The sequence below is a fragment of the Streptomyces sp. SPB162 genome, from assembly GCF_029504575.1.
Lineage (GTDB): Bacteria > Actinomycetota > Actinomycetes > Streptomycetales > Streptomycetaceae > Actinacidiphila.
In genome coordinates this window covers 254,254-279,594 of the sequence record NZ_JAQFII010000002.1, presented here as the reverse complement: position 1 = coordinate 279,594, position 25,341 = coordinate 254,254, and the positions used below count along the sequence as shown (strand labels likewise).

General features: G+C 72.2%; 20 protein-coding genes, 1 tRNA gene and 2 pseudogenes. 8 read left to right on the top strand and 15 right to left on the bottom strand.

Annotation, left to right across the window (positions count from 1 at the left end):
- Nucleotides 1-307 precede the first annotated feature (307 nt).
- The 3 genes from M2266_RS31200 to M2266_RS31190 form a co-directional block, all read right to left on the bottom strand.
- Nucleotides 308-1,831, bottom strand: a complete 1,524-nt coding sequence (locus M2266_RS31200; RefSeq protein WP_277441628.1) for an FAD-dependent oxidoreductase — start codon at nucleotides 1,829-1,831, stop codon at nucleotides 308-310.
- A gap of 56 nt (nucleotides 1,832-1,887) precedes the next feature.
- A complete protein-coding gene (locus M2266_RS31195; protein WP_277441627.1) occupies nucleotides 1,888-2,802 on the bottom strand; it encodes a diiron oxygenase in 915 nt (304 codons plus the stop codon).
- 575 nt (nucleotides 2,803-3,377) lie between these two features.
- Entirely contained in the window at nucleotides 3,378-3,749 is a 372-nt protein-coding gene (locus M2266_RS31190; protein ID WP_277441626.1) for a cupin domain-containing protein, read from the bottom strand.
- Between the two features lie 36 nt (nucleotides 3,750-3,785).
- Here M2266_RS31190 and M2266_RS31185 point away from each other — a divergent pair, with 36 nt between their 5' ends.
- From M2266_RS31185 to thpR, 3 genes are all read left to right on the top strand, one after another.
- The gene (locus tag M2266_RS31185; protein ID WP_277441827.1) at nucleotides 3,786-4,367 is read left to right on the top strand and encodes an SRPBCC family protein; all 582 of its coding nucleotides are present in this window, start codon (nucleotides 3,786-3,788) and stop codon (nucleotides 4,365-4,367) included.
- A gap of 149 nt (nucleotides 4,368-4,516) precedes the next feature.
- Nucleotides 4,517-4,657, top strand: coding sequence for a hypothetical protein (locus M2266_RS31180; protein ID WP_277441625.1), 141 nt, complete (start codon nucleotides 4,517-4,519; stop codon nucleotides 4,655-4,657).
- Nucleotides 4,654-5,250: an RNA 2',3'-cyclic phosphodiesterase gene (thpR, locus tag M2266_RS31175; protein WP_277441624.1), complete on the top strand. Its 597-nt coding sequence runs from the start codon at nucleotides 4,654-4,656 to the stop codon at nucleotides 5,248-5,250. Before M2266_RS31180 ends, thpR begins: the two co-directional genes overlap by 4 nt.
- 85 nt (nucleotides 5,251-5,335) lie before the next feature.
- Here thpR and M2266_RS31170 read toward each other — a convergent pair whose 3' ends face one another.
- The 5 genes from M2266_RS31170 to M2266_RS31150 form a co-directional block, all read right to left on the bottom strand.
- Nucleotides 5,336-5,536, bottom strand: coding sequence for an alpha/beta hydrolase (locus M2266_RS31170; protein ID WP_277441826.1), 201 nt, complete (start codon nucleotides 5,534-5,536; stop codon nucleotides 5,336-5,338).
- Entirely contained in the window at nucleotides 5,536-6,819 is a 1,284-nt protein-coding gene (locus tag M2266_RS31165) for an alpha/beta fold hydrolase (RefSeq protein ID WP_277441623.1), read from the bottom strand. The genes M2266_RS31170 and M2266_RS31165 overlap by 1 nt, the downstream gene beginning before the upstream one ends.
- A 48-nt stretch (nucleotides 6,820-6,867) precedes the next feature.
- Nucleotides 6,868-8,232, bottom strand: coding sequence for a carotenoid oxygenase family protein (locus M2266_RS31160; RefSeq protein ID WP_277441622.1), 1,365 nt, complete (start codon nucleotides 8,230-8,232; stop codon nucleotides 6,868-6,870).
- Between the two features lie 40 nt (nucleotides 8,233-8,272).
- Complete coding sequence (locus tag M2266_RS31155; RefSeq protein ID WP_277441621.1) at nucleotides 8,273-9,931, bottom strand: MFS transporter; 1,659 nt, start codon at nucleotides 9,929-9,931, stop codon at nucleotides 8,273-8,275.
- A 170-nt stretch (nucleotides 9,932-10,101) separates the two neighbouring features.
- Nucleotides 10,102-10,452, bottom strand: a complete 351-nt coding sequence (locus M2266_RS31150; RefSeq protein ID WP_277441825.1) for a hypothetical protein — start codon at nucleotides 10,450-10,452, stop codon at nucleotides 10,102-10,104.
- 596 nt (nucleotides 10,453-11,048) lie between these two features.
- Here M2266_RS31150 and M2266_RS31145 point away from each other — a divergent pair.
- On the top strand, nucleotides 11,049-12,020 hold the full coding sequence (locus M2266_RS31145; RefSeq protein WP_277441620.1) for an alpha/beta hydrolase: 972 nt from the start codon (nucleotides 11,049-11,051) through the stop codon (nucleotides 12,018-12,020).
- Between the two features lie 78 nt (nucleotides 12,021-12,098).
- Here M2266_RS31145 and M2266_RS31140 read toward each other — a convergent pair whose 3' ends face one another.
- From M2266_RS31140 to M2266_RS31125, 4 genes are all read right to left on the bottom strand, one after another.
- The gene (locus M2266_RS31140) at nucleotides 12,099-12,428 is read right to left on the bottom strand and encodes an STAS domain-containing protein (protein ID WP_277441619.1); all 330 of its coding nucleotides are present in this window, start codon (nucleotides 12,426-12,428) and stop codon (nucleotides 12,099-12,101) included.
- Nucleotides 12,428-13,729: a SpoIIE family protein phosphatase gene (locus M2266_RS31135; RefSeq protein WP_277441618.1), complete on the bottom strand. Its 1,302-nt coding sequence runs from the start codon at nucleotides 13,727-13,729 to the stop codon at nucleotides 12,428-12,430. The genes M2266_RS31140 and M2266_RS31135 overlap by 1 nt, the downstream gene beginning before the upstream one ends.
- On the bottom strand, nucleotides 13,729-14,529 hold the full coding sequence (locus tag M2266_RS31130) for an alpha/beta hydrolase (protein WP_277441617.1): 801 nt from the start codon (nucleotides 14,527-14,529) through the stop codon (nucleotides 13,729-13,731). The genes M2266_RS31135 and M2266_RS31130 overlap by 1 nt, the downstream gene beginning before the upstream one ends.
- Nucleotides 14,530-14,612: 83 nt before the next feature.
- Complete coding sequence (locus M2266_RS31125) at nucleotides 14,613-15,086, bottom strand: DUF1360 domain-containing protein (protein WP_277441616.1); 474 nt, start codon at nucleotides 15,084-15,086, stop codon at nucleotides 14,613-14,615.
- Nucleotides 15,087-15,420: 334 nt separating this feature from the next.
- Here M2266_RS31125 and M2266_RS31120 point away from each other — a divergent pair, with 334 nt between their 5' ends.
- The 3 genes and pseudogenes from M2266_RS31120 to M2266_RS31110 form a co-directional block, all read left to right on the top strand.
- Nucleotides 15,421-21,450 carry a SpvB/TcaC N-terminal domain-containing protein gene (locus M2266_RS31120; RefSeq protein WP_277441615.1) on the top strand — a complete coding sequence of 2,010 codons (6,030 nt, stop codon included), beginning with the start codon at nucleotides 15,421-15,423 and terminating at the stop codon, nucleotides 21,448-21,450.
- A 542-nt stretch (nucleotides 21,451-21,992) separates the two neighbouring features.
- Entirely contained in the window at nucleotides 21,993-22,646 is a 654-nt protein-coding gene (locus M2266_RS31115) for an IclR family transcriptional regulator C-terminal domain-containing protein (RefSeq protein ID WP_277441614.1), read from the top strand.
- A gap of 169 nt (nucleotides 22,647-22,815) precedes the next feature.
- A pseudogene (locus M2266_RS31110) lies at nucleotides 22,816-23,052 on the top strand (ABC transporter ATP-binding protein); the annotation flags it as partial.
- A 190-nt stretch (nucleotides 23,053-23,242) separates the two neighbouring features.
- Here the strand turns inward: M2266_RS31110 and M2266_RS31105 are convergent.
- Both M2266_RS31105 and M2266_RS31100 read right to left on the bottom strand, forming a co-directional pair.
- Nucleotides 23,243-23,317: transfer RNA gene (locus tag M2266_RS31105), tRNA-Ala, on the bottom strand.
- 71 nt (nucleotides 23,318-23,388) lie between these two features.
- A complete protein-coding gene (locus M2266_RS31100; RefSeq protein ID WP_277441834.1) occupies nucleotides 23,389-23,691 on the bottom strand; it encodes a DUF4440 domain-containing protein in 303 nt (100 codons plus the stop codon).
- Here M2266_RS31100 and M2266_RS31095 point away from each other — a divergent pair.
- Nucleotides 23,692-23,942: pseudogene (locus M2266_RS31095) on the top strand (deaminase); the annotation flags it as partial.
- 21 nt (nucleotides 23,943-23,963) lie between these two features.
- On the opposite strand, the gene M2266_RS31090 reads toward M2266_RS31095, so the two are convergent.
- Nucleotides 23,964-25,307: an LLM class flavin-dependent oxidoreductase gene (locus M2266_RS31090; protein WP_277441613.1), complete on the bottom strand. Its 1,344-nt coding sequence runs from the start codon at nucleotides 25,305-25,307 to the stop codon at nucleotides 23,964-23,966.
- Nucleotides 25,308-25,341: the final 34 nt, after the last annotated feature.

Genomic DNA, 25,341 nt, shown 5'->3' with positions numbered 1-25,341 from the left:
TCGTCGGGCGCCCGCCAGGGATTACGGGACAGCTCTTAGTGCTCTGGCCGGAAAGGCTCACCGGTTCACCGGTTCGCGGCGTCCGGCACGGCACTTCGCTGCGTTGTCGGAGTCGTCCGGGTACGCCCGGTGCGAGGACGATCCTCCGCCGTGCGACGCACCGCGCCGGACGCCGCGCACCAGGCAAACCCTTCCGGCCTGAGCACCAGGAAGTGTCTTCACATAGGCCCCGTCGGCCAGACGAGGATGTGAAGACACGACCTGGGATGCCCGGGCCCCTGCGCGGGAGACCCGTCCGAGGTGCGGGTCAATGGCGGCGTCGGCGGCGTGCGAGGCGGTGGAAGGACTTCGGGTGGCCGGTCGGCGCGGGCAGTACACCCGCGACCACGTCGGCCAGGAGGGTGCCGACCGTCTCGGCCGCGCAGGCGCGGTTGGCACCGATGCCCCCCGAGGGCCCGCGTTTGATCCAGCCGACCACGTACGTCCCCGCCCGGCCCGTCACCCGGCCGCCCTCGTGCGGAACGGTGCCGGCCGCGTCGTCGAACGGCAGCCCCGCCGGCGGAACCCCGCGGTAGCCGATCGCCCGCAGTGCCATGCCGGCCGAAATCTCCACCTCACCGTCGGCGCCGGTGACGCGTACGCCACGGATGTCCTCGTCCCCGCATATCTCCAGGGGCGCGGAGAGGAACCGGAACACGATCCGCCGCCGTTCCGCCGCGCCCGGTGGCAACGACCAGTCGACGGGCTGGCGCGCCACGCCCCGCAGGAGCGCCGCCTTCTCCTTCGGCCCGGCGGCGTCGATCGTCGTCCCGACGCGCGGATCGTGGTCGTCCACGATCAGGTCCACCCCGGGGACGTGCCGCAGGGCGAGGAGTTCGGACCGGGTGTACGCGGCGTGCTCCGGATCGCCGCGCCCGAGCAGCACCACCTCGCGCACCTTGCTGCGGCGCAGCTCGGCCAGCGCGTGGGGCGCGATCGTGGTGCCGGCCAGTGTCTCCGGGTCGGAGACCAGGATGCGTGCGACGTCGAGGGCGACATTGCCGTTGCCGATCACGACGACACGTTCGGCGGAGAGGGCGACGGCGTCCGGTGCGACCTCGGGGTGCCCGTTGTACCAGGCGACGACGCTGGTCGCGGAGACGTTGCCCGTCCGCTCCTCGCCGGGGATGCCCAGCCGCCGGTCGGTGGCGGCGCCCACGGCGTAGATCACCGCGTCGTGGTGGGCGGCGAGTTCCTCGGCCGTGATGTCCCCGCCCACCTCGAGGCCGAGGTGCAACCGCACGCGCGGGTGCGTGTGGAAGCGGGCGAAGGCGTCGCCGACCCTCTTGGTCGCCGGGTGGTCCGGCGCGACGCCGTGGCGGACGAGGCCGCCGGCGACCGGAAGCCGGTCGATGAGCGTGACGTCGGCCCGGGTGTGCAGCAGCAGATCCTCGGCGGCGTACATGCCCGCCGGTCCGGTGCCGACGATCGCGACCCGCAGCGGCCCGAAGTCCGACGGCAGGACACGCTCGAAGGTCGGTTCGCTCCAGGCGTGGAAGTTCGGTCCGAGGTCGTCGGCTTCCGGCGCTTCCTCGCCGGCGCGCTCGAAGTAGGCCGCGTTGATGTCGGCGTACTCCCGCTGGTCGACGGGCAGGCTGTCGACCGGGAAGACGGCGTCCACCGGGCAGGCGTCGGTGCACGCGCCGCAGTCGATGCAGGTCTTCGGGTCGATGTACAGCATCTCCGTGCTGCCGAAGGCCCGCTCCTCGGGCGTGGGGTGGATGCAGTTGACCGGGCAGACGGACACGCAGGTGGCGTCGTTGCAGCAGGTCTGGGTGATCGCGAAGGCCATGTCGTCCGCTCGGCTGAAGGTCGTCTGATCGGGTTGACGTCGTCAGATCGACGTCGTCAGATCAGGTTCGCGCGCTGGTAGAAGAACAGCGCGGGCTTGGTGAGCAGCCCCACCGACGTCAGGAACTCCATCAGGCCGGCGCAGCTCGAACGCATCATCGACTTGTGGTGCTCGTTGGCCTTCGCCTCGCGGATGGCGCGCTCCTCGTCCAGTCCGGCGTTCGCGTAGACCTTCCGGTTCACCATGCTGCTGACGATGACGTAGGACGCGATGGCTATCAGGAGGGAGTGGATGTGGCGGCGCACGCGTCCGGCGCGCGCGAGGTGCCTGCGCGTCTCGTCACGGGCGAACTTCATGTGCCGTGACTCCTCGACGACATGGATGTTGTTGATCGTGCGGACGAACGGCACGACCCGCTCGTCCCGCATCCAGTCGCGCTGCATGACGTCGAGGACCTCCTCGGCGACCAGGATCGCCGCGTACGCAGCCTCGCCGAACGCGACCGTCTTGAAGAACCGGCCGAGCTCGACCGCCGCGCGGCGCGGGCGGTAGGCCGGGGCCCCGAGCTTCTGCGCCCCGCGGGCGAACATGATCGAGTGGCGGCACTCGTCGGCGATCTCGGTGAGCGCCCACTGGAAGCTGTCGCTGAGCGGGTCCTTGGCGTAGATGTCCCGCAGCACCATCTGCTGCAGGATCATCTCGAACCAGATGCCGGTGCTCGCGACCGACGCGGCCTCCTGGCGCGTCAGCGCCTTGCGCTGCGCGTCGGTCATCTCGTCCCAGTACGGCGTCCCGTACAACGTGCTCCACTCCGGGCTGGCACCGTGGTAGCCGGTGTCCAGCGGGGTCTCCCAGTCGACCTCGGTGAGCGGGTCGTACGAGAGCCGCGCGGACGAGTCGAGCAGCCGCCGGGCCACGCCGTCCTCCGAGGGCGAGGTCCTGATCTCCGGCCGCGAGGCGCTGATCGCCATGCTGGGGATCCTCCAGTCGAGTCCGGGAAGTGTTCCTGCCACCACCGCACTTACCAGCGGTAACAGCGAAGCTTGTTGACGGACTTTATAGCAAGAGCCACCGCCTGCCTACCCCCGGGTAGCGGATCGGTCCGCTCCCACCGGACCGTTCGATTCCCGCGCTGGGGCATCGGCGAGCGCCGATGTCCCAGCGCGGGAATCGACCGACCACCACGAAGGGAAAGCCCCGCGCGCGCAGCGCCTCCAGCGGCGACAACCTCGGCGACTACGCCCGGGGACGGCAGCTCAGCGTCAGTGACGACGGCACTCACCGGCGGCCGGCGCCGGAACCGGCACCGGCCGGCTCACCACCGTCGACCTGCGCCGGCCCACCGGCGCGGGCTACCTGCGGGTCACACGGACCTGCGGGTCACACGGACCTGCGCGTCCGGCAGCCGGTGGAGTTTGGCGGACCTGCGCCGTTACCGCTGGCCCCGAGGTCGCGGCGCTGTCGAATGGCCGCGCCGCGACCACCTCCCGTGCGGCGCGGCCCAGTCGCGGGGAGCAGCCAGGAGACTTCGGCGCCGGCCCGTGACCTACGGCGACGCCGCCTTGGCGTACTCGCTGTAGCCGGTCCAGTCCAGAACCACGCAGGGCTCCTCGCCCACCACCCACGCGTCGTGTCCGGGCGCGATCTGGATGAAGTCACCCGCGCCCGTCTCGGCGCTCTCGCCGTCGTCCATGACGACCTTGATGCGGCCGCTCACCACGTACCCGGTATGGGCCGACTGGCAGCTGTCGGTGCCGGCCAGCGGCTTGACGTGCTGGGACCAGCGCCAACCGGGCTCGAAAATCGCCCGACCGACCGGTCCGCCGTCCGTTTCCAGCAGGTCCAGCCTGCCCTTGCCGTCCTCGAACGGCCTTGTCTCGTCAGCGGAGTCGAAACTCCGGAACACCAGTCCGGACATGATCAACACCTCGTCGAAAAACGGCCCCGAGCCCTCATCCAGCGTAGCCCCGCGCTCCGGACACGGCGATGCGCCGCTGGTTCGGACGATGCCGCCGGGCCGACCAGGTGCGCGAAGAGTGACCAAGGGCCCACGCCACGGCAGCGCGGGCGCCGCACCGGTACCACTCGCCGGCGGCGGCGCCTACCACGAGGCGCTCCGCACCCGGAGGCCGGTGCGCCTGGACTTGCATGGCGCGACGAGACCGCTCCCGTCACCGTCCGCCTGTCCACCGTGATCGACGCCCCGCTGGAGCGCGTCTGGAGCCTGCACACCGACATCGACACCTGGCCGAGCTGGAACGCCGACGTCGACCAGGCGAAGCTCGACGGCCCGCTGCAGGTGGGCAACTCGTTCGGCTGGAAGACGCACGGGTTGGACATCACCTCCACCATCCGCGAGATCGTCCCTGGCGAGCGGCTGGTCTGGGGCGGTCCGGCCAACGGTATCGAGGGCGTCCACGTCTGGACCTTCGAGCAGGCCGGCAGCCAGGTGCGCGTCCACACCGAGGAATCGTGGAGCGGTGCCCCCAGACCGCCGCCCCCGCCGAGCTCGGCCAGGCCCTGCACGACTCCCTGACCGCCTGGCTCGCCGCCCTCAAGGCCCGCGTCGAGCAGGCCAACTGACCCTCGGCAGACACCTCGGGCTGCCGGGCACGGGTCCGCATCCACACACCGCGGGCCCAGGCCGCCCGGTGACATCACCCGGCCGCCGCTACCATGCGGGACATGACTGATGAGCCGGACCGGCGGGCGCGCTATCGGGAACCCCGGCAGGCGCGCAGCGCCGTGACGCCGGCTCGCGTCCCGCGGGCGGCCGGGGAGATCGCCTCCCCGCTCACCCGCGACGGCGAGCGCACCGCCCGGTGAACGGAGAGACCCCGCCCGCGACCGTTCGCGTGTTCATCGCCCTCGCTCCGCCCGACCACGCGAAGGAAGAGCTGGCCAGGGAGTTGCGTCCCGCCTACGACACGCACCCGCGCATGCGATGGAACCGCATCGAGGACTGGCACGTCACCCTGGCGTTCCTGGGAGAACTCCCGGCCGAGACCGTTCCTGTCCTGCGGCCGCCTCTCGCCGGTCTCGCGGCGGACCGCGGGCCACCGCGGTTGGCGCTCCGCGGCAGTGGGACCTTCGACGACCGGGTGCTGTGGAGCGGGATCGACGGGGACCTCGACGAACTGCACCTGCTGGCCGCCGATGTGCGCAGCGTCGTCAAGGCCTGCGGTGTCGACATCGAGGACCGCCCCCTGCGCCCCCACCTGACGTTGGCCCGCGCCCGCAGAGGGGATCGGTCCTCGGTCGGAGAGATCGCCGACGGGTTCGCCGGATTCCACGGCGGGTGGTGGTCCGCCGAACGTCTGCACCTGGTCGGCAGCAACGCCGGACGCGGCAGCGGACCGATCCACTACCGCGACATCGAGGCGTGGTCCTTCGGCAGCGCGGACAGCGCAGGAGTCTGAACGGGGCGGCGCGGAGAGCCGCCCCCGCGCCGGGGGAGAGCCCGGGGCGGGGGCGGCTTGACGGCGTTCGGTGCTCGGCCGGTGCTCAGTCGGTGCAGATGGTGCCCGGGGCGGGTAGCGCGCGGGTGGTCAGGTACCGGTTGGTGGCCTGCTGGGCGCACTTGGAGCCCAGGAACATGCTGTAGTCGTCGCCTTCGTGGCCCAGGACGACACTGCCGGGCAGTTGCGCGGCCATGGCCGCGCCCGCGCTGAAGGGGGCGAGGGCCTGGTGGGTGGACTGGAGGATCAGCGCGGGCGGAGCGCCGTGGACCGGGGCGCCCGCCGTGACGGGCTCGGCCCCTGGGTGGGCCAGCCCAGGCAGCCGGTGATGGCCTGGTAGGAGCGCACGGCGCCGCCGAGGTGCGGGGAGACGCGGGCGAGCTCCGTCCGCAGCCGGGTGAGCTGCGAGAACGTCTGCACCGGGCGGGCGTTGTCGAGGCAGGCGGGGATCCGCACCTGGACCGGGTCGAGGGTGTCGTCCGGGTCGTGGGTGAAGTCCGTCGCGTCACCGCCCTGGGCGTTGACGATGGCCTTCGCCAGCTCGGGCCACGTGGGTTGGGTCAGCGTCAGGTAGTCCTGGGTGGCCTCGCGGATGTCCTCGCCGGTCAGCGGCTGGTGCGCCGTGCCCCCCGTCCGGATCGGGGCGCGGTCGGCGCGGACGACGAGGGCGTCGTATTCGGCCGCGACGTCCTTGCCGTGCAGGGCGCAGTCCTTGGAGGTGGCGCACCAGGCGGCGAAGCGGTTGAAGGCCGTCTCCGCGGTCGCCGCCTCCTGGGTGACCCGCGCTATCGGCGAGCCGGTGTCGTTCAGGGCGGTGTCGAGGACCATGGTGCGCAGCCGGCCCGGGTAGAGCTTGGCGTAGGTGCGTCCCAGGAGCGTGCTGTAGTGGATGCCGTACCAGTTCAGCTGCCGTACACCCAGCCCGATACGGATCGCCTCGAAGTCCCGCGCGGTGCTGGTCAGGTCGACGTGGTCGATGAGTTGCCCGTTGCGGCGCAGGCAGTCCTCGGCGACGGCCCGGTTGTGGGCCACGAGCGCGTTGAACGCGGGCAGGTCCCGCGGGAAGTGACTGACTCCGGCGGGCTTGAGCGGTTCCGCGCAACGGATGGGCGTGCTGTGCCCGACTCCGCGCGGATCCACCGCCACCAGGTCGAAGTCCTGGGTCATGGCGCCGGCGAAGTTCGGCAGGCCGACGCGCAGCGCCAGTCGCAGCTGCTCGATGGAGGAGCCGCCGGCCCCGTCGTTGAGGAGCAGGGTGCCCTGGCGGTGGGCCCGGTCATCCGCCGGGCGGCGGACCATGGCGAGGGTGGTGCTGCCGGCGTGCGGGTCGGACCAGTCCACGGGTACCTGCATCGATCCGCACTGCATGTTCGGGAAGTCGGTGTCGGCGCAGGCGTGCCAGTCGATGCCGCCGGCGAGGGTCCGCCGGTCGGTGTCCTCGCTCTGCGCGAGCGCCGGTACGGCGATCGTGGCGACGAGCGCGGTGAGGGCGGCGGCGATCAAGCCGGATTTCTTGCGGGTGCTTGACATGTCACATTCCTTGGTCGGGTGCGAATCGGGGGGAAGCCAGGGGGAGCGTCAGCCCTTGGGGGCGTCCAGGGCGCTGTCCGGGATCCAGGAGCCGTGGATTCCGGCGGTCACCCGCCGGGGCAGGTGGACGGTGGCGACCCGGTCGAGCCCGGCGGCGTCCAGGACGAGCAGCTGGGAGGAGTCCTGCTTGAGGTCCGAGGTCACGGTCAGGAGGTAGCCGTCGTCCTCGCGGGTCGCGCCGGCGGCGGGGACGAACACGGCTTCGCTGGGCATGCGGGCGTCACCGACCTGGTGGATGCGGCGGGCACCGGTGGTGCGGTCGTACTTGACGATGCCGTAGCCGCCGAAACCGGCCTCGTCGGGGAAGGAGACGGCGTACTGGTAGCGGTGCTCGGCGCCCAGGTACGCCTCGTTGAGGGTCGGGAACTCCACGGAGAGGTCGTCGATGATCTGCTCGTCGACGGTGCCGGCCGCCATGTCGACCACCCAGCGGCGGGTGTAGGAGCGGGCTCCGGGCTCGGTACCGCGCCCGGGGGCGCCGACCCACCAGTTCCAGGAGAGTTGGAAGCCCTCGCGGTCCACCGTGGGGCCTTCCAGGACGATCCGGCCCTGGCCGTCCTCGTAGGCGTTGGCGGCGTGCAGCAGGTTGCCGGGCTCGATGGAGAACCAGCGGATCTGCCGGGCTCCGTCGACCCCGCGGGGCATGACGCCGATGCGGGACGGCTGGGTGTCGCTCCAGCCGTAGGGGATGCCGGAGTGCTCGGCCGGGTCGAAGGTGACGTTGCCCTCGATGAAGACCACGTGGCCGCGGGTCAGGGCGAAGTCGTGCTTGAGGGAGGCGGTCGCTCGCGGGATCTCGGCGCTGTGGACGATCTCGCCCTTGGCGTCGGCCACGTAGTACGTCAGGAACGGCGGGAAGGGCGAGGACCCGAAGAAGTGCAGCTCCCCGGTGACCGGGTCCTCCTTGGGGTGCGCGGTCATCGCACCACGCAGCGTGCCGCCGAAGTCGTAGGCGCCGACGGTCTCCAGGTCCGCCGTGAGTTCGAAGGGGAGGTTCGCCTCGCACAGGGCGAGCAGCCGTCCGGCGTGCTCGATGACGTGGGTGCCGGCGGTGCTGGCGGTCAGGTCGGGACCCTTGTCGGTCATGTAGGGGGCGCCGTCGAGGGCGGGGGTGTGCACCCAGCGGTTGCGGTACCACTCGGCGCGGCCCTCGCGGAGCCGGATCCCGTGGACCATGCCGCTGCCCTTGAACCAGTGCGCCGGGGTGACACCGGGCTGGGGGTTGTGGCCGTTGCGGATCAGCCGGCCGTCCAACTCGGGGGGCAGGGAGCCCTCCACGGTGAGTCCGGTCGCGGTGACCTCGTCGGTGACGGGGGTGTAGTGGCCGGTCAGATAGGGCTTTGCGGCGGTCATGCCAGGAACCTTTCGGTGACAGGGGTGGTGTCGGGTTTGATCAGGCGCCGGTCGTCGGACGACGGACGGTGCGGTGCCGGGTGCGGAGGACTCGGGCGGGTTGCGGGTCGGGGGTTTCAGCGCCGGGCGCGGGTGCCGCTCGCGGGCTCGCGCGGCGGGTGAGGAGCAGCGCGAGGAGGGCGGTCGCCGCCAGGACCGCGGCTGCGACGGTGAAGACGGCGCGGTAGCCGGCGGTGAGTGCTTCCAGCCGGGACTGGTGGGTGGCGGCGTGGGCCGTGACGGAGCCGGCCAAGGTGGCCAGGGCGGCGAGGCCGATCGCCCCGCCGACCTGGCGGGTGGTGTTCACCAGGCCGCCGGCCAGACCCGCGTCCTGCTGTGGGACGCCGTCCACGGCGAACGCGGTGAGTTGGACGAACGCGATGCTCAGGCCGAGGCCGATGAGGATGCTCGGACCGAGGAGGTCGGCGAGGTAGCTCCCGTCGGCGCTGATCCGTGACAGCCACAGCAGCCCGACGGCTTCGGTGAGCAGGGCCGCGGTCACGGTCGCGGTGCCGCCGAGGCGCCGGGAGATGCGGGGTGCCAAAGCGGCGCCGAACATGTTGGCCGCGGCGAGCGGGAGTTGGCCGGCGCCGGTGGCGAGCGGACTCGAGCCGAGGACCTGCTGCTGGTAGAGCGGCAGGAAGAAGAACAGGGCGATCCACACGGACCCCAGCAATGCCATCAGCAGGTTGCCCGCCGCGACGCGGCCGGTGGTGAACAACCGCGGCGGTATCAGCGCGTTCGGCCGGCGGAGCTCGATCACGGCGAAGGCCGCGAGCAGCGCGGCGGCGCAGAGGAGGGAGCCGAGCACCCGCGGGTCCGTCCAGCCGGCACCGCGTGCGGTGGTCAGCCCCCAGACGAGGCAGGTCAGGGCGAGGGTCACGGTGGCGGTGCCCGGCAGGTCGAACCGCCCGCCGTTCCCGCCGGTCCTTCCGGCGGCACGCCGCCCCGCGGCCCCGGCGGCGTCCAGCCCCGCGGCCCCGGCGTCCCGCCCTGCCGTCCAGTCCGCATCCAGCCCCGCCGCCCCGGCGTCCCGCCCTGCCGTCCAGTCGGCCGTTCGTGGTACGAGGGACGCCACCGCGACCAGGACCAGTGCCGACCCGAGAGCGACCACGTGGAAGATCCAGGGCCAGCCCCACGCCTGGGTCAGTACACCTCCCAGCAGGACGCCCCCCGCCCCTCCCGCGCCGGAGACCGCGCCCCAGACCCCCAGCGCTCTGCCACGCCCGGGGCCGGGCGGGAACAGGTCCATCGTCAGGGCGAGCGCGGCCGGGGCGGTGGCGGCGGCACCGAGGCCCTGAACGGCGCGGGCGGCGATCAGCACGCCGGAGGAGCCGGCGACGCCTGCCACCAGCGAGGACACCGCGAACAGCGCGAGGCCGACGATCAGCACCCGGCGGCGCCCGAGGAGGTCGGCCGCCCGCCCGCCGGCCGGCAGCAGTGCGCCGAACGCCAGTCCGTAGGCGTTGACCACCCAGGTGGTGCCGCCATCCGACAGACCCACCCCGGCGCGGATCTGCGGCAGCGCCACGTTCACGATCGAGGTGGCCAGCATGACGGTGAACTGTGCCGCGGCCAGCGCCGCGAGCACGGCCCCCGGTCGAGGACCCGTCGTAGAGGTGGCGGGCGTCCGGCCCGTCCGTGTGCGTCGGAGGTTCATGCCGCACAGACTCGTGCCGGACGCTGTCCACTTTCCAGGTCAGACAGGAGCCGTGACTGTCCACTCCTGTCCGTACCTGTCCACCTGGTCGTAGCGGAGCCGCGCGCCGCCCGTTCCTGGGCCCTGTGAGCTTCCTGAGTCAGGTACGAACGGTGCCCGGCACCGGTCGGTCAGAAAGTCCCTGCCTCCGCCGTGGAGTGTGCCGGCCTGCACAGGGCGTAGATGACGAAGGTGTCGAGAGCGATCAGGATGATCGCCCAGAACGGGTAGTACGGGAGCCACAGGAAGTTCGCGATCAGACTCAGACCGGCGAGAACGACGCCGACCGCGCGCGCCCACAGGGCGCCGGAGAACAGCGCGCATCCGGCGAGCAGCACGACGATGCCCAGGATGAGATGGATCCAGCCCCAGCTCGTCAGGTTGAACCGGAACACGTAGTTCGTCGTCCTGACGAACACGTCGTCCTTGGCGATGGCGGAGATCCCCTCGAGGATCGCGATGACTCCGCTGAAGATCATCATGACCGCCGCGAAGACGATCCACCCGGACTGTTTCGCATACGACGATGTGCCGGTGCGGGGTCCTGACGCCTGCGGCTGGTTCACGTTGCTGGCCATAGGTGCCTCCGTGATCAGGGGAGTCTCCCGGTGCGGCCCTCTGAGCAGGCCGGTCGGCAGCTCCTCTACCAGAGTTCCACGATCATGCCGATTCCGCCCCCCGTGCCGCCCGCGGGCCGCCGCGGCCGGGGCCGTCGCCGGCCTCGCCGCCGTATGGGCCTTCACGTGGGCGGCCCGGGGGCGAGCAGCAGGCTACTGAGGAGTAGTAGGTCGTGCCGACGTCGGTTACCGGCCGCTTGAGCGGTGCCGCCGCGCTCTCCTCCGGCCCATGGCCCGCGAACGGGGAGTGGCTGCACCCCACCCCGGGTTTCGTGAATCCCCGTCGTTTCAGCCGGGCCTTTCCCGCGGCCTACGGTACGACGCCCCGCGAAGGGCAGGGGCACGGCCGGCCGGGAGCACACTACGGGAACACTGCCGGCGCACCGATGGACAAGTGACCGGCGGCAACAGGCCTTAGCGTGATGACCAGCAAAGCCTTTCCCCCGCGCGAGGAGCTGTACATGTCCGACCCGACGACCCCGATCCACCCCGTTCTCGAGCCCGAGGCCCTGGCATTCGCCGAGGCGACGGCGAATCCGCCGTACCTGTTCGACCTGGCTCCGGCCGAGGGCCGCAAGGTCGTGGACGGGGTCCAGTCCGGCGAGGCCGAACTGCCCGACGTCGACGAGGAGTGGATCACCGTCGAGGGCGGCCCCACCGGCAGTGTCCGCGTGCGGATCGTCCGGCCCGCCGGATCCACCGGCCCCCTGCCGGTGGTCCTGTACATCCACGGCGCGGGATGGGTCTTCGGCAACGCCCACACCCACGACCGCCTGGTGCGCGAGCTGGCCGTCGGCGCACACGCCGCCGTGGTCTTCCCCGAGTACGACCTGTCGCCCGAGGCCCGCTACCCGGTGGCCATCGAGCAGAACTACGCCGTCGCCCAGTGGATCGTGACCCAGGGAACCGCCGAGGACCTGGACGGCACGCGACTGGCCGTGGTCGGCGACTCCGTCGGCGGCAACATGAGCGCCGCGCTGACCCTGATGGCCAAGGAACGCGGCGACGTGGCCCTGGTGCAGCAGGTGCTGTTCTACCCGGTCACCGACGCGAGCTTCGACACCGCCTCCTACCACCAGTTCGCCACCGGCTACTTCCTGCGCCGTGACGGCATGCAGTGGTTCTGGGACCAGTACACGACCGACGAGAAGCAGCGCGCCGAGATCACCGCGTCCCCGCTGCGCGCCACCACCGGGCAACTCACCGGTCTGCCCCCCGCCCTGGTCATCACCGGCGAGGCCGACGTCCTGCGCGACGAGGGCGAGGCCTACGCCGCCAAGCTCCGCGCCGCGGGCGTCGCCGTGACCGCCGTCCGCGTCCAGGGCGTCATCCACGACTTCGTGATGCTCAACGCGCTGCGCTCCACCCACGGGGCCGACGTCGCCATCAACCTGGCCGCCGACACCCTGCGCACCGCACTCCACCCGGCCTGACCGCGGCCGTTCCGTGCGCGTACTGCTGCCGCCCCGCCTGCCCGGTGGGGTGGCAGCAGTCGCGTGGAGCGCGGAAGCTCACGCGGTATCGCTGCCGGGCCGGATGGTGAAGACCTGGTCCAGGCCGATGATGCGCAGGATGCGCAGGGTGTCGGCGGGCACGGCTGCCAGGATCACCTCGGCGCCCGCGGCCTGGGCGTGCTGGCGGGCGGCCAGCAGGGCACTGATGCCGGTGGAGTCGCAGAACTCCAGGTCGGACAGGTCGATGAACAGATGCTTGCCAGGGCTCAGGACGAGGCGTTCGACCTGCTCACGCAGGGCGGTGGCCTGTTCGAAGTCGAGTGCGCCGGTCACGTGCAGAACGGGTCCGGTGGCGGCGTCGTGACGGGTGACGTGCAGCCGGCTCATCACACGTGACCCGGCACCGGGTCGGCGGGGACACCGAGGGCGAGCAGGGCGGTGTCGTCGTCCAGGCCGTCGCCGAAGCTCTTCAGCAGGTCGGTCAGCGCGGCGATCAGCCCGGGGGCCGTGGTGGGGGCGTGATCGGCGGCGAAGACGCGCAGGGCATCGTCGCCGAAGAGGCTTTCGCGGGTGGGGCCGGTCCGGGCCTCGGTGAGGCCGTCGGTGTAGAGCAGGAGCGTGTCGCCGGCGGCCAGAGTGGTCTGCGCGGTGGTGAACCGGGCGGCGGGCAGGGCGCCGACGAGCAGTCCACCGGGAGTGGGAAGGTACTCGGCGCGGCCGTCGGCCCGTATGACCAGCGTCGGCGGGTGGCCGCCGGAGGCCAGGCGCACGGTGGCGCGGCCGTCGGCGCGCGGTTCCACGAGGCCGAAGATGACGGTGCAGTACCGCGGGTCGCCGCCGACGGCGTACCGCTCGTACAGGACGGCGTTCAGCGTGTTCAGGGCCGCGGCCGGCTCGGGATCGTGGAGGGCGGCGGCTCGCAGGGTGTACCGGCTCAGTGAGGTGAGGGAGGCCGCTTGGGGACCCTTGCCGCAGACGTCACCGAGGAAGAAGGCCCACCGGCCGTCGCCCAGGGGGAACAGGTCGTAGAAGTCGCCGCCGAGGCGGTCGGGGGAGGCGGTGTGGTAGTGGACGGCCGTCTCCAGTCCCGGCACGGCGGGCAGCGAGGAGGGCACGAGGGACTGCTGCAGCACGGCGAGCGCGTCCGCCAGCCGCTGCCGGTCGGCCTCGGCCCGCCGACGGGCCTCCTCGGCCGCCGCCTGCGCCTGCTCGGCCTCCCGGCGGCGGCGCAGGAGTTCCTGCTCGTAGGCGCGCCGGTCGGCGGCGTCGAAGACGGTGGTGCGGATCAGCAGGGGCTCGCCCTCGCCGCTGTGCTTGACCACGGAGGAGACGAGCACCGGCAGCCGGCGCCCGTCTGCGCTCTTCAACTCCAGCGCGATGCCGCGCAGTTCGCCCTGCATGCGCAGCAGCGGCGCGAAGTGCGTCTCGTGGTAGAGCTTGCCGCCGACCGTGAGGAGATCGGCGAAACGGACCCGGCCCACCACCGCCTCGCGTTCGAGGCCGAGCCAGTTCAGCAACGTGAGATTGATCTTGGCGATGGTGCCGTCCATCAACGTGGACAGGTACCCGCAAGGAGCCGACTCGTACAGATCCTCGGCGCTGTCCTCCAGCAGGGCGGTGAACGCGGCATCCGTGCCCGCGGCGCTCTCGGTCTCCGTCGGTTCCGGCTCCTCGTCCGTTCGGCACATCACCGGCGGGCCAGGAAGTCGAGCATCGCTTCCCGGGTGGCCTCTGGCGCGCTCAGTTGCGGGCAGTGCCCGGTCGCGTCCAGGGTGACCAGGCGGGAGGAGGGGATCGCGGCGTGGATGTACGCGCCGACCTCGCGAGGGGCGATCGCGTCCTGGGAGCACTCCAGCACCAGGGTCGGCACGGTGACGTCCTTCAGGTCCTCGCGGCTGTCGGACAGGAACGTGGTGCGGGCGAAGACCCGGGCGATGTCCGGGTCCGTGGCGCAGAAACTGTTGGTCAGCTCCTGTCCCAGCTCCGGCCGCTCCGGATTGCCCATGATCACCGGGGCCATGACGGACGACCAGCCCAGGTAGTTCGACTCCAGCGAGTCCAGCAGCTCGTCGATGTCCTGCGCCGAGAAGCCGCCACGGTAGTCGCCGTCGTCGATGTAGCGGGGCGAGGGCGCCACCATCACCAGCGCACCGATCCGCTCCGGTGCCGACCGCGCGGCCAGCACCCCCACCATGGCGCTGACCGAATGCCCGACGAACACCGCCTGCCGCAGATCCAGCTCCTCACAGACCTCGACCACGTCCTGGGCGTAGCCCGCGAGCGAGGAGTACCGCTCCCGGCTCCAGGCCGACAGATCCGAACCACCGGAGCCGACGTAGTCGAAGAGCACCACCCGGTACTGCTTCGCCAGGGCGGGCACGATCAGCCGCCACATGTTCTGATCGCAGCCGAACCCGTGTGCCAGCACCACCACCGGCCCTTCCGCGGGACCGGTGATCGTCACGTTGTTCCTGCTGCGAATATCCATGCCAGGCATATGCCCTGCTCAACCAAAAGGAGTCCCCGGTCAGCGCGCCGGCTCCCGACGTCCGGACAGGGCGGGCCGGCCGGTCAGTGGTCGGCACGCTCCGACAGCACCGAGTAACCGAACTGCAGGGCGTCCGACACGGTCAGAGCGGTGAGGGCGCCGGTCGCCGTGCGGGTCGCCTCCGGCCAGACGGCGCGGGCGCCCACGAAGCCGGTCACGATCCACACGCTCAGGCAGAACGGGCAGCTGATCAGTTCGCCCACCGTCTTCCGGCCGGGCTCCTCGCGCGGGGTCTCGTTGAGCTCTGCCGGAGCGCCCGCGCCCTCCACCTCCGTGAACGGGGCGCGCAGCGGTCGAGTCACCGAGGCCTTGCCGATGAGGCGACTGAGCCGGAACGTGGCCGTCGCGGTGAGCAGCAGCTCCCAAGGGCCGGGCGCCGCCGGCAGAGGCCGTCCGCTCCTGCGCTGCAACATCGTCCAGCCGGCCGTGTACCCGGCGAAGCCGACCACCGCGCCCAGGTGTCCGCCGTGCGACCGCAGTCCTTGCGTGATCCCCATCGAACCGCCTCGTTCCGCCCGCCGGGGCACTCGCTCACACCGTCCTGGGCCATGCACACATACGGATACTTCGAGACCCCTACCCGGCGACGGCCAGGAAACGCCGTTCGGTGGTTCGATCGGCCCTCCGGTGTCGGTGGACACGCTTCAGACGGTGCTGCCCGGCGCGGAGCACTCGGGGGACAGCAAGGCCGACGACGCTCGGGCCTGCGCGCGGTCGTTCCGGTCCGCTGACCGGAACGCCGCGTGACAAGCGACTCCAGCCACTCCCATGCTGCCTAACCTCAGTCCGACTCCAACGGGGGATTCGGCGGGGTCCAGGCGGGGTGGACACATGAGTGACGGAGTGGATCCCACAGCGGAGGACGCTGTTCTGTCGCTGCCGAAGGGCGGCGGCGCGGTCGGCGGGATCGGGGGGACGTTCACTCCCGACCTGTTCACCGGGACGGGGAACTACACGGTCCCGATCGCCGTCCCGGCCGGCAGGCTGGGCCTCGCGCCGCAACTGTCGCTCGGGTACAGCACCGGCGCCGGCAACGGACCGTTCGGGCTGGGATGGCAGCTGAGCCCGCCGGGGGTGTCCCGCAAGACCTCCCGCGGGACACCGCGGTACGGGGAGGCGACCGGCCCCGGGGCGCAGAAGGCCGACGTGTTCGTCCTGTCGGGGGCCGATGATCTGGTTCCCGTCGGCGGCGGTCGTCCTGGGCGGGTGCGGTACCGGCCGCGTACGGAGGGGCTGTTCGCGCGGATCGAGCACGTCATGGACGACTCCGGGAACTACTGGGAGGTCCGCGGCAAGGACGGCGTGCTGGCCCGCTACGGGACACCCCGTCCGGCCGGCGCGGACGCCGCCTGGCGCGACCCGGCCGTCGTCGTCGATCCGGCCGACGGGAACCGGGTGTTCGGGTGGCGGATCACCAGGACCCAGGACGTGCTGGGCAACCTGGTCCGCTACGACTACCTGCGCGACGCGGGCCGGGAGCCGGTGCACACCTGGGACCAGCCGCTGCTCGCGCGGATCTCCTACGCGGACTTCGGGGACCGGGCCGAGCCGTCGTTCCTCGTCGCGGTGGACTTCGACTACGAGTCGCGGCCGGACGCGTTCTCGGACCACCGGGCCGGCTTCGAGGTGCGGACGGCATTGCGCTGCCGCAGCATTCGGGTGAGCACGCACGCCGCCGACGGCATCGCCCGGGTGGCCCGCGAATGGCGCTTCACCTACCGGCAGGCCCGGTTCAACGGTGTGTCACTGCTGACGCGCGTCGACGTGGTCGGCATCGACGACCAGGGCCTGCCCCCCGGGCAGGAGCCGGCGCTGGAGAACCTGCCGCCGCTGACGTTCGGCTACTCGGGCTTCGACCCGGCCGGGCGCCGGTTCGCAGCGGTGGACGGGCCGGGTCTGCCGACGGCGTCGCCGAACGATCCCGCCCCGGCCCCGGCCGACCCGCGCGGGACCGGACTGGTGAACCCCGACCTGAGTACGGCGTGGCAGCGTACCGCCGGGAGCGCCCGCCCGCCGGTGGATCCGGCCGACCCCCTGGTGCGGTTCGCGGACATGACCGGCGACGGACTGCGGGACATCGTGCTGATCGGCGACGGGAGGGTCGCGTACTGGCCGAACCAGGGCCATGGCCGCTGGGGCGCGCGCGTGGTGATGCGCCGGTCGCCCCGGCTGCCGGACCGGTTCGACCCGCGCCGGGTGCTGCTCGGCGACGTCGACGGGGACGGCGCGGCCGACCTGGTCTACGTCGACCACGGGCGGGTGCTGCTCTGGGGCAACCGGTCGGGCGACGCCTGGACCGCGCAGCCGGTCACGATCACCGGGACGCCGGACGCGGCCGGCGGCGACTCCCTCCGGCTCGCCGACCCCAACGGGACCGGGATGGTCGGGCTGCTGCTCAGCCCGGACGCCGACGGGTCGGGGAGGACGCACCTGCGCTTCCTCGACTTCGCCGGCGGGGTCAAGCCCCATCTGCTGACCGCGATGGACAACCACCTCGGCGCCACCACCCGCGTCACGTACACGCCCTCGACGCGGGAGCACCTGCGTGATCAGCGCAATCCGGCGACACGCCGGCGCACCCCGCTGCCGTTCCCGGTGCACCTGGTCTCGCACGTCGAGGTGGCCGACGCGCACTCCGGCGGCCGGCTGACGACGCGGTACCGGTACCACCACGGCTACTGGGACACCGTGGAACGGGAGTTCCGCGGGTTCGCGATGGTCGAGCACCGCGACAGCGAGTCCTTCACGACGGCGCCCACGTCAGGGCCCGGCGCCGTCCCGGGCGGGCGCTTCTCGCAGCCGACCCTCACCAAGAGTTGGTTCCATCCGGGACCGGTCGCCGCCGGGGCGGGGGAGTGGACCGAACTGGATCTGCGGCACGAGTACTCCGCGCTGGACACACCGATGCTGTCCCGGCCATCGGAGCAGATCGCGTTTCTGGCCGGACTGCCGACCGGCGCCCGCAGGGCCGCGCTGCGCACGCTGCGCGGACAGCTGCTGCGCACGGAGGTGTACGTCCTGGACGGCACCGACCGCGAGCACCGCCCCCACACCGTCACCGAGACGCTCTCCGGGGTGCGGGAGGAATCGCCCGGGGTGCCCGGGGGCGCGTCGGAGGACGCCCGGGAGCGGGTCTTCTTCCCGTTCGGGCTCGGCAGCCGGACCACGCGGTACGAGCGCGGCGACGACCCGCTGACCCGGTTCGCCTTCTCCGCAGGCTATGACGGGTACGGGTTCCCGGCGGGGCGGATCACCGTCGCCGTCCCCAGGGGCCGTGACCCGATGACCACCGTCGCGGCCGCGCCGCAGCCGTACCTGGCCACCTACACGACCACCGAGTACGCCCGTCGCGACGACACCGGCCACTACCTGGTCGACCGGGTCGCCAGAACGACCGGCTACGAGGTCGTCAACGACGGCCGGCTCGGTGTCGACCGGCTGCGCGACGCGATCCTCGCCGGACCGACGCAGGCCGGCCCGGCGCTGCGCGTGATCGCCCACAGTCGCACGTACTACGACGGCGACGCGTTCACGGGCCTGCCGCTCGGCACCCTCGGCGAGCACGGGCTGACGGTGCGGGCCGAGTCCCTCGCGTTCACGGACGCCTTCCTCGACGACCTCTACCCGGCCGACGACCCGCTCGCGGTGGGCCCGCGGCCGGTCTACCTGGCCCCCGGCGGAGTCACCGCGTGGCCGGCGCAGTACCCACCGGCGTTCCGCGCCGCGGTTCCCGCACTGGCCGGATACACGCACTACACGGAGGGCGCGGTGCCCGGATCGCCGGGCGGGTACTACGTGACCGGCGCGCGGCACCGCTACGACGTGCACGTCGCGGGCCGGGTGCCCCGCGGACTGGTGGTCGCCTCGCTCGACCCGATGGGAGCGCGGAGCCAACTCGTCCACGACCAGCACGACCTGCTGCCGGTGCGGTCGGTGGACCCCGCCGGCTTGGCGACCGAGGCGGCGATCGACTACCGGATGCTGCGCCCCCACACGGTGACCGACGCCAACGGCAACACCGTCTCGGTCACGTCCTCCCCGGCCGGACTGGTCACCGCCCGGTACGTGCGCGGCGAGAAGGGCGAGGGTGACCGCGACACACCGAGCTCGCGGATGACCTACGACCTGCTCGCCTTCTCCGAGCGCGGCGAGCCGGCGTCGGTGCGCACCGTACGGCGGGTGCACCACGACATGGACACCGACGTTCCGGCAGCCGAGCGCGACGCGACGATCGTGTCGGTGACGTACTCCGACGGGTTCGGCCGGCCGCTGCAGACCCGTTCGCAGGCCGGGGACACCCTGTTCGGCGATCCGGCCCACGGTGGCGGCGTCATACCGGCCGGAGAGCTCGCGTCGGTCGGGGACACCACCGGGCGCACCCGGGGGCCGTCGGACCCCGACAACGTGATCGTCTCCGGCTGGCGGGTGTACGACAACCAGAGCCGGGTGGTGGTGGGGTACGAGCCGTTCCACTCCACCGGATTCGGCTACGCGCACCCGCTCGACGCCCAGCTCGGGCAGAAGGCGACGATGTTCCACGACCCCGCGGGCCAGGTGGTCAGGACGCTGAACCCGGACGGCAGCGAACAGCGGGTGGTCTGCGGAGTCCCGGCCGACCTGACGGCTCCCGAGGTGTACGCGCCGACGCCATGGGAGTCCTACCTCTATGACGCGAACGACAACGCGGGCCGCACCCACGGCGAAGCCGCCGCGGGTTATCGCGGGCACTGGAACACCCCGGCCGGCACGGAGATCGACGCGCTGGGCCGCACGGTGCGCGCCGTCGCGCGCAACGGGACGGCGGACGCGGACCGCTTCACCACCTGCTCCGCCTACGACATCGTCGGCAACCTCGTCTCGGTCATCGACGCGCTCGGCCGGACGGTCGTCACGAGCACCTTCGACGTGGCCGGGCGGCGCTGGCGGACGGACGGCATCGACGCCGGACGCCACGACGCGGTGCCCGACGCGCTCGGCCGCCCGGTCGAGACACGCGACACCAAGGGGGCGATGACGCTCCGCACGTTCGACCTGCTGGACCGGCCGTGCAAGGTGTGGGCGGCACGCGACGGGCTGGCCGGTACGGTGACGCTGCGTCGGTTCGTCGAGTACGGCGACGCCGGCACCGCCGGGCAGCCGGCGGCCGACCGGGCGGCCGCTCGTGCGCTGAACCTGCTCGGCCGCCCGGTGCGCCACCACGACGAGGCCGGACTGGTCTCGGTCGCGGCGGCCGACTTCAAGGGCAACGTCCTGGAGAGCACGCGGCGGGTCGTCGCCGACGCGCCGATCCTCGAGACGTACCAGACGGCCGGGAACAAGGGCTGGAAGGTGGTGCCGTTCCAGATCGAGTGGACTCCGGGAACCGGCCGGACCCAGGAGGAACGCGACGCGCAGTTGCTCGAACCCGGCGGCTACACCAGCACGACCAGCCGTGACGCGCTCAACCGGATCGTCAGACACGTCCTGCCGACCGATGTGGAGGGGCGGCGCAGGGAGCTGCGGCCGACGTACGACGGGGCGGGCGCGCTGGAGCAGGTGCGCCTGGACGACGTGGTCCACGTGCAGCGCATCACGTACGACGCCGCGGGCCGGCGGGCGCTCGTCGCCTACGGCAACGGGGTGATGACCCGCTACGCGTACGACCCGCGCACGTCGCGCCTGCTCCGGCTGCGCAGCGAGCACTACGCGCTCGTCGACGACCACACCTACCGCCCGAGCGGGGAGCCGCTGCAGGACAGCCACTACGACTACGACCTGGTCGGGAATCTCCTGACCTTGCGGGAGCGGGCCCCCGGCAGCGGAATTCCCGACAACCCGGAGGCGCGGGACGTCACCGACCCGGTCCTGCGCAAGCTGCTGAGCAGCGGTGACGCGCTCGACCGGCGCTTCACCTACGACCCCGTCCACCGACTGCTCACCGCCACCGGTCGCGAGCACCAGGCACCGCCCGCCGGCGACCCCTGGCCCGCCCTGCCACGCGGCACCGACGTCACGCGGGCGCAGGCGTACCAGGAGGCGTACCGCTACGACGCGGCGGATAACCTGGTCGGCCTCGCCCACGGCGGCGCCGGCGGCTTCGCGCGCGAGTTCACCCTGGTGGGGGGCGGCAACCGGCTGCGGCGGATGTCCGTCGGGACGACGGCGTACGACTACACCTACAACGGCAGCGGCAACATGGTCGCCGAGACGACCTCGCGGCACCTCGAGTGGAACCACGCCGACCGCTGCACGGCCTTCGCCGCCCAGACACCGGGCGTCGAGCCGTCCGTGCACGCCCAGTACCTCTACGACGTGACGGGCCGGCGGGTGAAGAAACTCGTCCGCCGCGAGGGCGGCGCGGTGGAGGTCACGCACTACCTCGACGAGGTCTTCGAGCACCACCGCTGGGCTCCCACGGCCACTTCGGCGAAGGCCGCGCCCGCTGTCGACCCCGCGGCCCGCGAGAACAACCTCGTGCATGTGATGGACGACCTCTGGCGCGTCGCACTCGTCCGCGTCGGTGCCGCCCACCCCGACGACCGCGGCCCGGCCACCGCCTTCCACCTCGGTGACCACCTCGGCAGCAGCACCGTCGTGCTCGACGGGACAGGCGCCCTCACCGACCGCGAAGAGTACACCCCCTACGGGGAGACCAGCTTCGGCGGCCACACCGGCAAGCGGTACCGGTTCACCGGCTGCGAGCGGGACGAGGAGAGCGGCCTGAGCTACCGCCAGGCGCGCTACTTCGCCCCGTGGAGCGGGAGATGGTGCAGCTGCGATCCGCTGGGCACCGTCGACGGGCCCAACCTCTACCTGTACGTCCGCGGCAACCCGCTGCGGGCGGCGGACACTCCATCAGGCCCTGGCCACCTTCCACGCTGAACAGCTTGCCCGCCCGGCCGTGACGGCGGTCCTGCTTTCCGCCCGGTGCCGGGCGCACCAGGAGCCTGCAGTCGGGCAGGCCCGACGCGGATAACCGGCAGACCTTCTGGGCCGTGCCCCTCCGATCCCGGCTCTGACCTGCCCGGACGGGAACCGCTGCGCGCGGCGGTCCCGTCCGGGCTTCGGCATGTCCGGAGCCGGCCGGCGGGATGATGCCGCGACCCGCCGGGTGCAGTACTCCTTCTGCACGCTGCTCTGCGTACGGAACCCACGCCCTTCACCGGTGAACTCGGGCGCCGCCGGGGCCGTATCCCTGGGTAGCGGCCGGGGCGCGGGGTAGGGGCCGGCGCTCGGGTGGAAGTGGGCGGCGCGTGTGGCGCCGGAGCCGTGGTGATCGCATCGAGACGGGGGTCTCATCGATGAGGCAGTTGAACGAGCAGCTGGACAGACCGGACGCGTTGACGTCCAGGCCGGCTACGCCGCCGCCGGCGGGCTTCTCGCCGTGGGCCGGTGGTCGTGGCGTGTTGCAGGGTGCTTTCGGATTGCTGAGTGCCGTGGACCGGGCGGGGGAAGCCGGGCTGACGCGCCTGGCGTCGGAGTGCGGGCTGCCCAAGACCACCGCGTACCGGCTGCTGGAGCAACTGGTCGCGCTGAACGCCGTGGAGCGGTGCGGCGGGGGATACCGGATGGGCCCGCGCATGTTCCGGCTCGGCCAGGAGTGGCAGCCGCACCCCGGGCTGCGGGCCGCGGTGCGGGAGCCCGTGCGCCGCCTGGTGGGCGCGACCGGCGCGACCGTGGGCATCAGCGCGTTGCGGGAGGGGCGGACGCTGGTGCTGAACTGGACGCCCGGCGAGGACACGGCACTGCCGCCGCCGCGCGGCGGCACGGTCTGGCCCTGGTTCACCGCGGCGGGCAAGGTGCTGGTGGCCGGCGCGGACCGTGCCCTCCCGCTCGACCGGCTCCCCGCGTCCTGGCCCCGCGAAGCCGCGGCCATCCGCGACCGGGGCGTGGCCTTCGACCGCGAGGAGGTGGTGCCGGGGGTGTGCTGCGTGGCGGTCCCGCTGTACGCCGCGGACGACGCCCCCGTGGCGGCGCTGTGCGTCCTGACGCACCCGGCCCGGAACCTGGAACGCCTCGCGGACGTCGTCCAGCGCACGGGCCGGGCGATCAGTTCCTCCCTGCGGGTGCGGTTCTGAGGACCGGGGCCGGCCTGTCACCGGCGGGGTGTCCGGCCGGCCGGGCGGTCAGCGGCCGAAGGTGATGCGGTGGATCGAGTCGGGGTCGCCGCGGCCGCTGGACTTGTCCACCGCGAAGACGCCGCGGCGCCGGGCGGATCGGATGCCACTGTCACCCAGGTCGACTCCCTGGGAGCTGCAACCGCGCCGAGCGGCGCACCGCGTCGCGCTGCTGCCGCAGTCCCCGCAGGCACCTGAGGCCGTGACGGTGGCCGGCCTCGTCCGCTACGGGCGCCATCCGTACCAAGGGCTCTTCCGGCAGTGGTCGCGCGAGGACGAGACGGCGGTACGCGACGCGCTGGAGGTGACCGGCGTCGCCGACCTCGCGCGGCGGCGGATCGACCAGCTGTCGGGCGCCGAGCGACGGATCGCCGGTGGTGGTTCCCGTCGTGACGCGGAACGCGGCCCTGGTACCTCCGGCAGATGTGGTGAGGCCCACCTGACTACACCCGGCGTCCCGGGCGTTCACTTCCGCGAGGGGTCGCGTCATGCGCACTCACCGTTCCCACCACAGCGGTCGGCCTGACGTGAAACCGTCAGGCCGACCGCGACGAGGGGGCGGGGCGGTCGGATTCGAACCGACGTCCTCCTCCATGCTGTGTAGGCGCACTACCTCTGTGCTACGACCCCGCCTTGCCGTGATCGTAACCAACCCGTCGGGGCACGGGCCAATGGATATCGAGGCCGGCAGGCCGACGTGCGCCTACTCGTCGTCCCAGGCCATCGAGCTCATCTTCCGGCCCTCGCGGGTTCGCACGAACGGCGTCGTCTTGTGGCCGGTGCCCTCGAACCAGGCGCCGTCGAGGAAGCCCGACTTGGGGTAGTCGCTGAAGCGGTGCGCAATCGGTCCGAAGATCTCGGTGCGTTCGGCGACTTCCCATTCGGGGAACTCCGTCAGGGTGCCGTCGGTGAGGATCTTCTCCCGGGGTTCGATGAAAGCGTCGAGGTCGTAGAGCACGGGCTGGGCGCCGATGTTCTTGATGATCATTCCTTGGGGAATGAACACCTCGCGGAAGGTGGGCGGCGAGGGAACTGGACACGGCCACCGCGGCGAAGACCACGATGTACACCAGCTGCCAGCCGTGCGGGATGTGCGACGCGGTCATCCAGCAGGCCGGGCTGGGGCGCGTGGTGTTCGCCCTGTCCAACGAGCAACTGCTGGACATCCGGCCGGGCAGCGGCCGGCCGGCCGTGCCGCAGGACGGTCCGGCGCTGCTCGACGAGGTGCGGGAGGTCGTCGCGCCCTACTACGGCTGACTCGGTCCCGAACACCCGCCCTCAGGCGTTCACCAGGGCCGGGGCGAACTGGTTGGCGGGACGCGGCAGGCCGTAGTGCTCGCGGAGGGTGCCGCCGGTGTACTCGGTGCGGAACAGGCCGCGCTCCCGCAGGATCGGCAGCACCCGCTCCACGAACACCTCCAGGCCGGAGGGCAGGACAGCGGGCATGATGTTGAATCCGTCCGCCGCCCCGGTTCGGAACCAGTGCTCGATGGTGTCCGCCACCTGCACCGGCGTACCGGTGAAGGTGCGGTGGCCGCGCCCGCCGCCGAGCCGGCCGATCAGCTGCCGCACCGTCAGCCGCTCCCGGCGCGCGAGCTCCACGACCAGTGTGTAGCGACTCTTGGCGCCCTCGATCTCGTCCTCGTCGGGCAGGTCCGCCGGGAGTTCCCGGTCGAGGACGAGCAGGGCCGGGTCGAGACCGATCAGGGTCGCGAGCTGCAGCTTGGCGTACTCCGGCTGGATCAGCCGGTCCAGCTCCGCTTCGAGCTCCAGCGCCTGCGCCTCGGTGTCGCCGATCACCGGCACGATCCCCGGCAGGATCTTCACACCCTCCGGGTCCCGGCCGACCGCCGCCGCGCGCCGCTTGACGTCGGCGTAGAAGGCCTGGCCCTCCTCCCATGTCGGCTGCGCGGTGAAGACCGCCTCGGCGTAGCGTGCCGCGAAGTCCTTCCCGTCCTCGCTGGATCCGGCCTGCACCAGCAGCGGGTGGGCCTGCGGCGAGCGTGGCACGTTCAAGGCGCCGTCCACCTGGAAGTACTTGCCGGCATGGGCGATCGGGTGCACCCGGTCCGACTCGGCGTGCACCCCACGGTCCTTGTCGGCCACGACCGCGTCGTCCTCCCAGCTGTCCCAGAGCTTGGTGGACACCTCGATGAACTCCGCCGCCCGCTCATAGCGGTCGGCGTGCGCAGGCTGGGATTCGAGGCCGAAGTTGCGCGCCGCGGCGTCACCCGCCGTCGTGACGATGTTCCAGCCGGCGCGGCCGCCCGAGATGTGGTCGAGCGAGGAGAAGCGCCGCGCGAGGTTGTAGGGATCGTTGTAGCTGGTCGACGCGGTGGCGATCAGTCCGATCCGGCTGGTGACGGCGGCCAGCGCGGTCAGCAGCACGGTGGGCTCCAGACGGCCGCTCGGCCGCCGGCCCGGGTCTCCCCACAGCGCCGGGCTGTCGGCCAGGAAGAGGGAGTCGAACTTGGCGTCCTCGGCGATCCGGGCGAGCCGCTGGTGGTAGGCGACGTCGATGTGGGCCAGTGGCTCGGACTCGGGCAGCCGCCAGGACGCCTCGTGATGGCCGGTGTCGTGGATGAACAGGTTGAAGTGCAGGCTTCGCTCGGTGGTGCTCATGATGGTTCGGCTCCAGACAGAAGGTGCGGGTGGC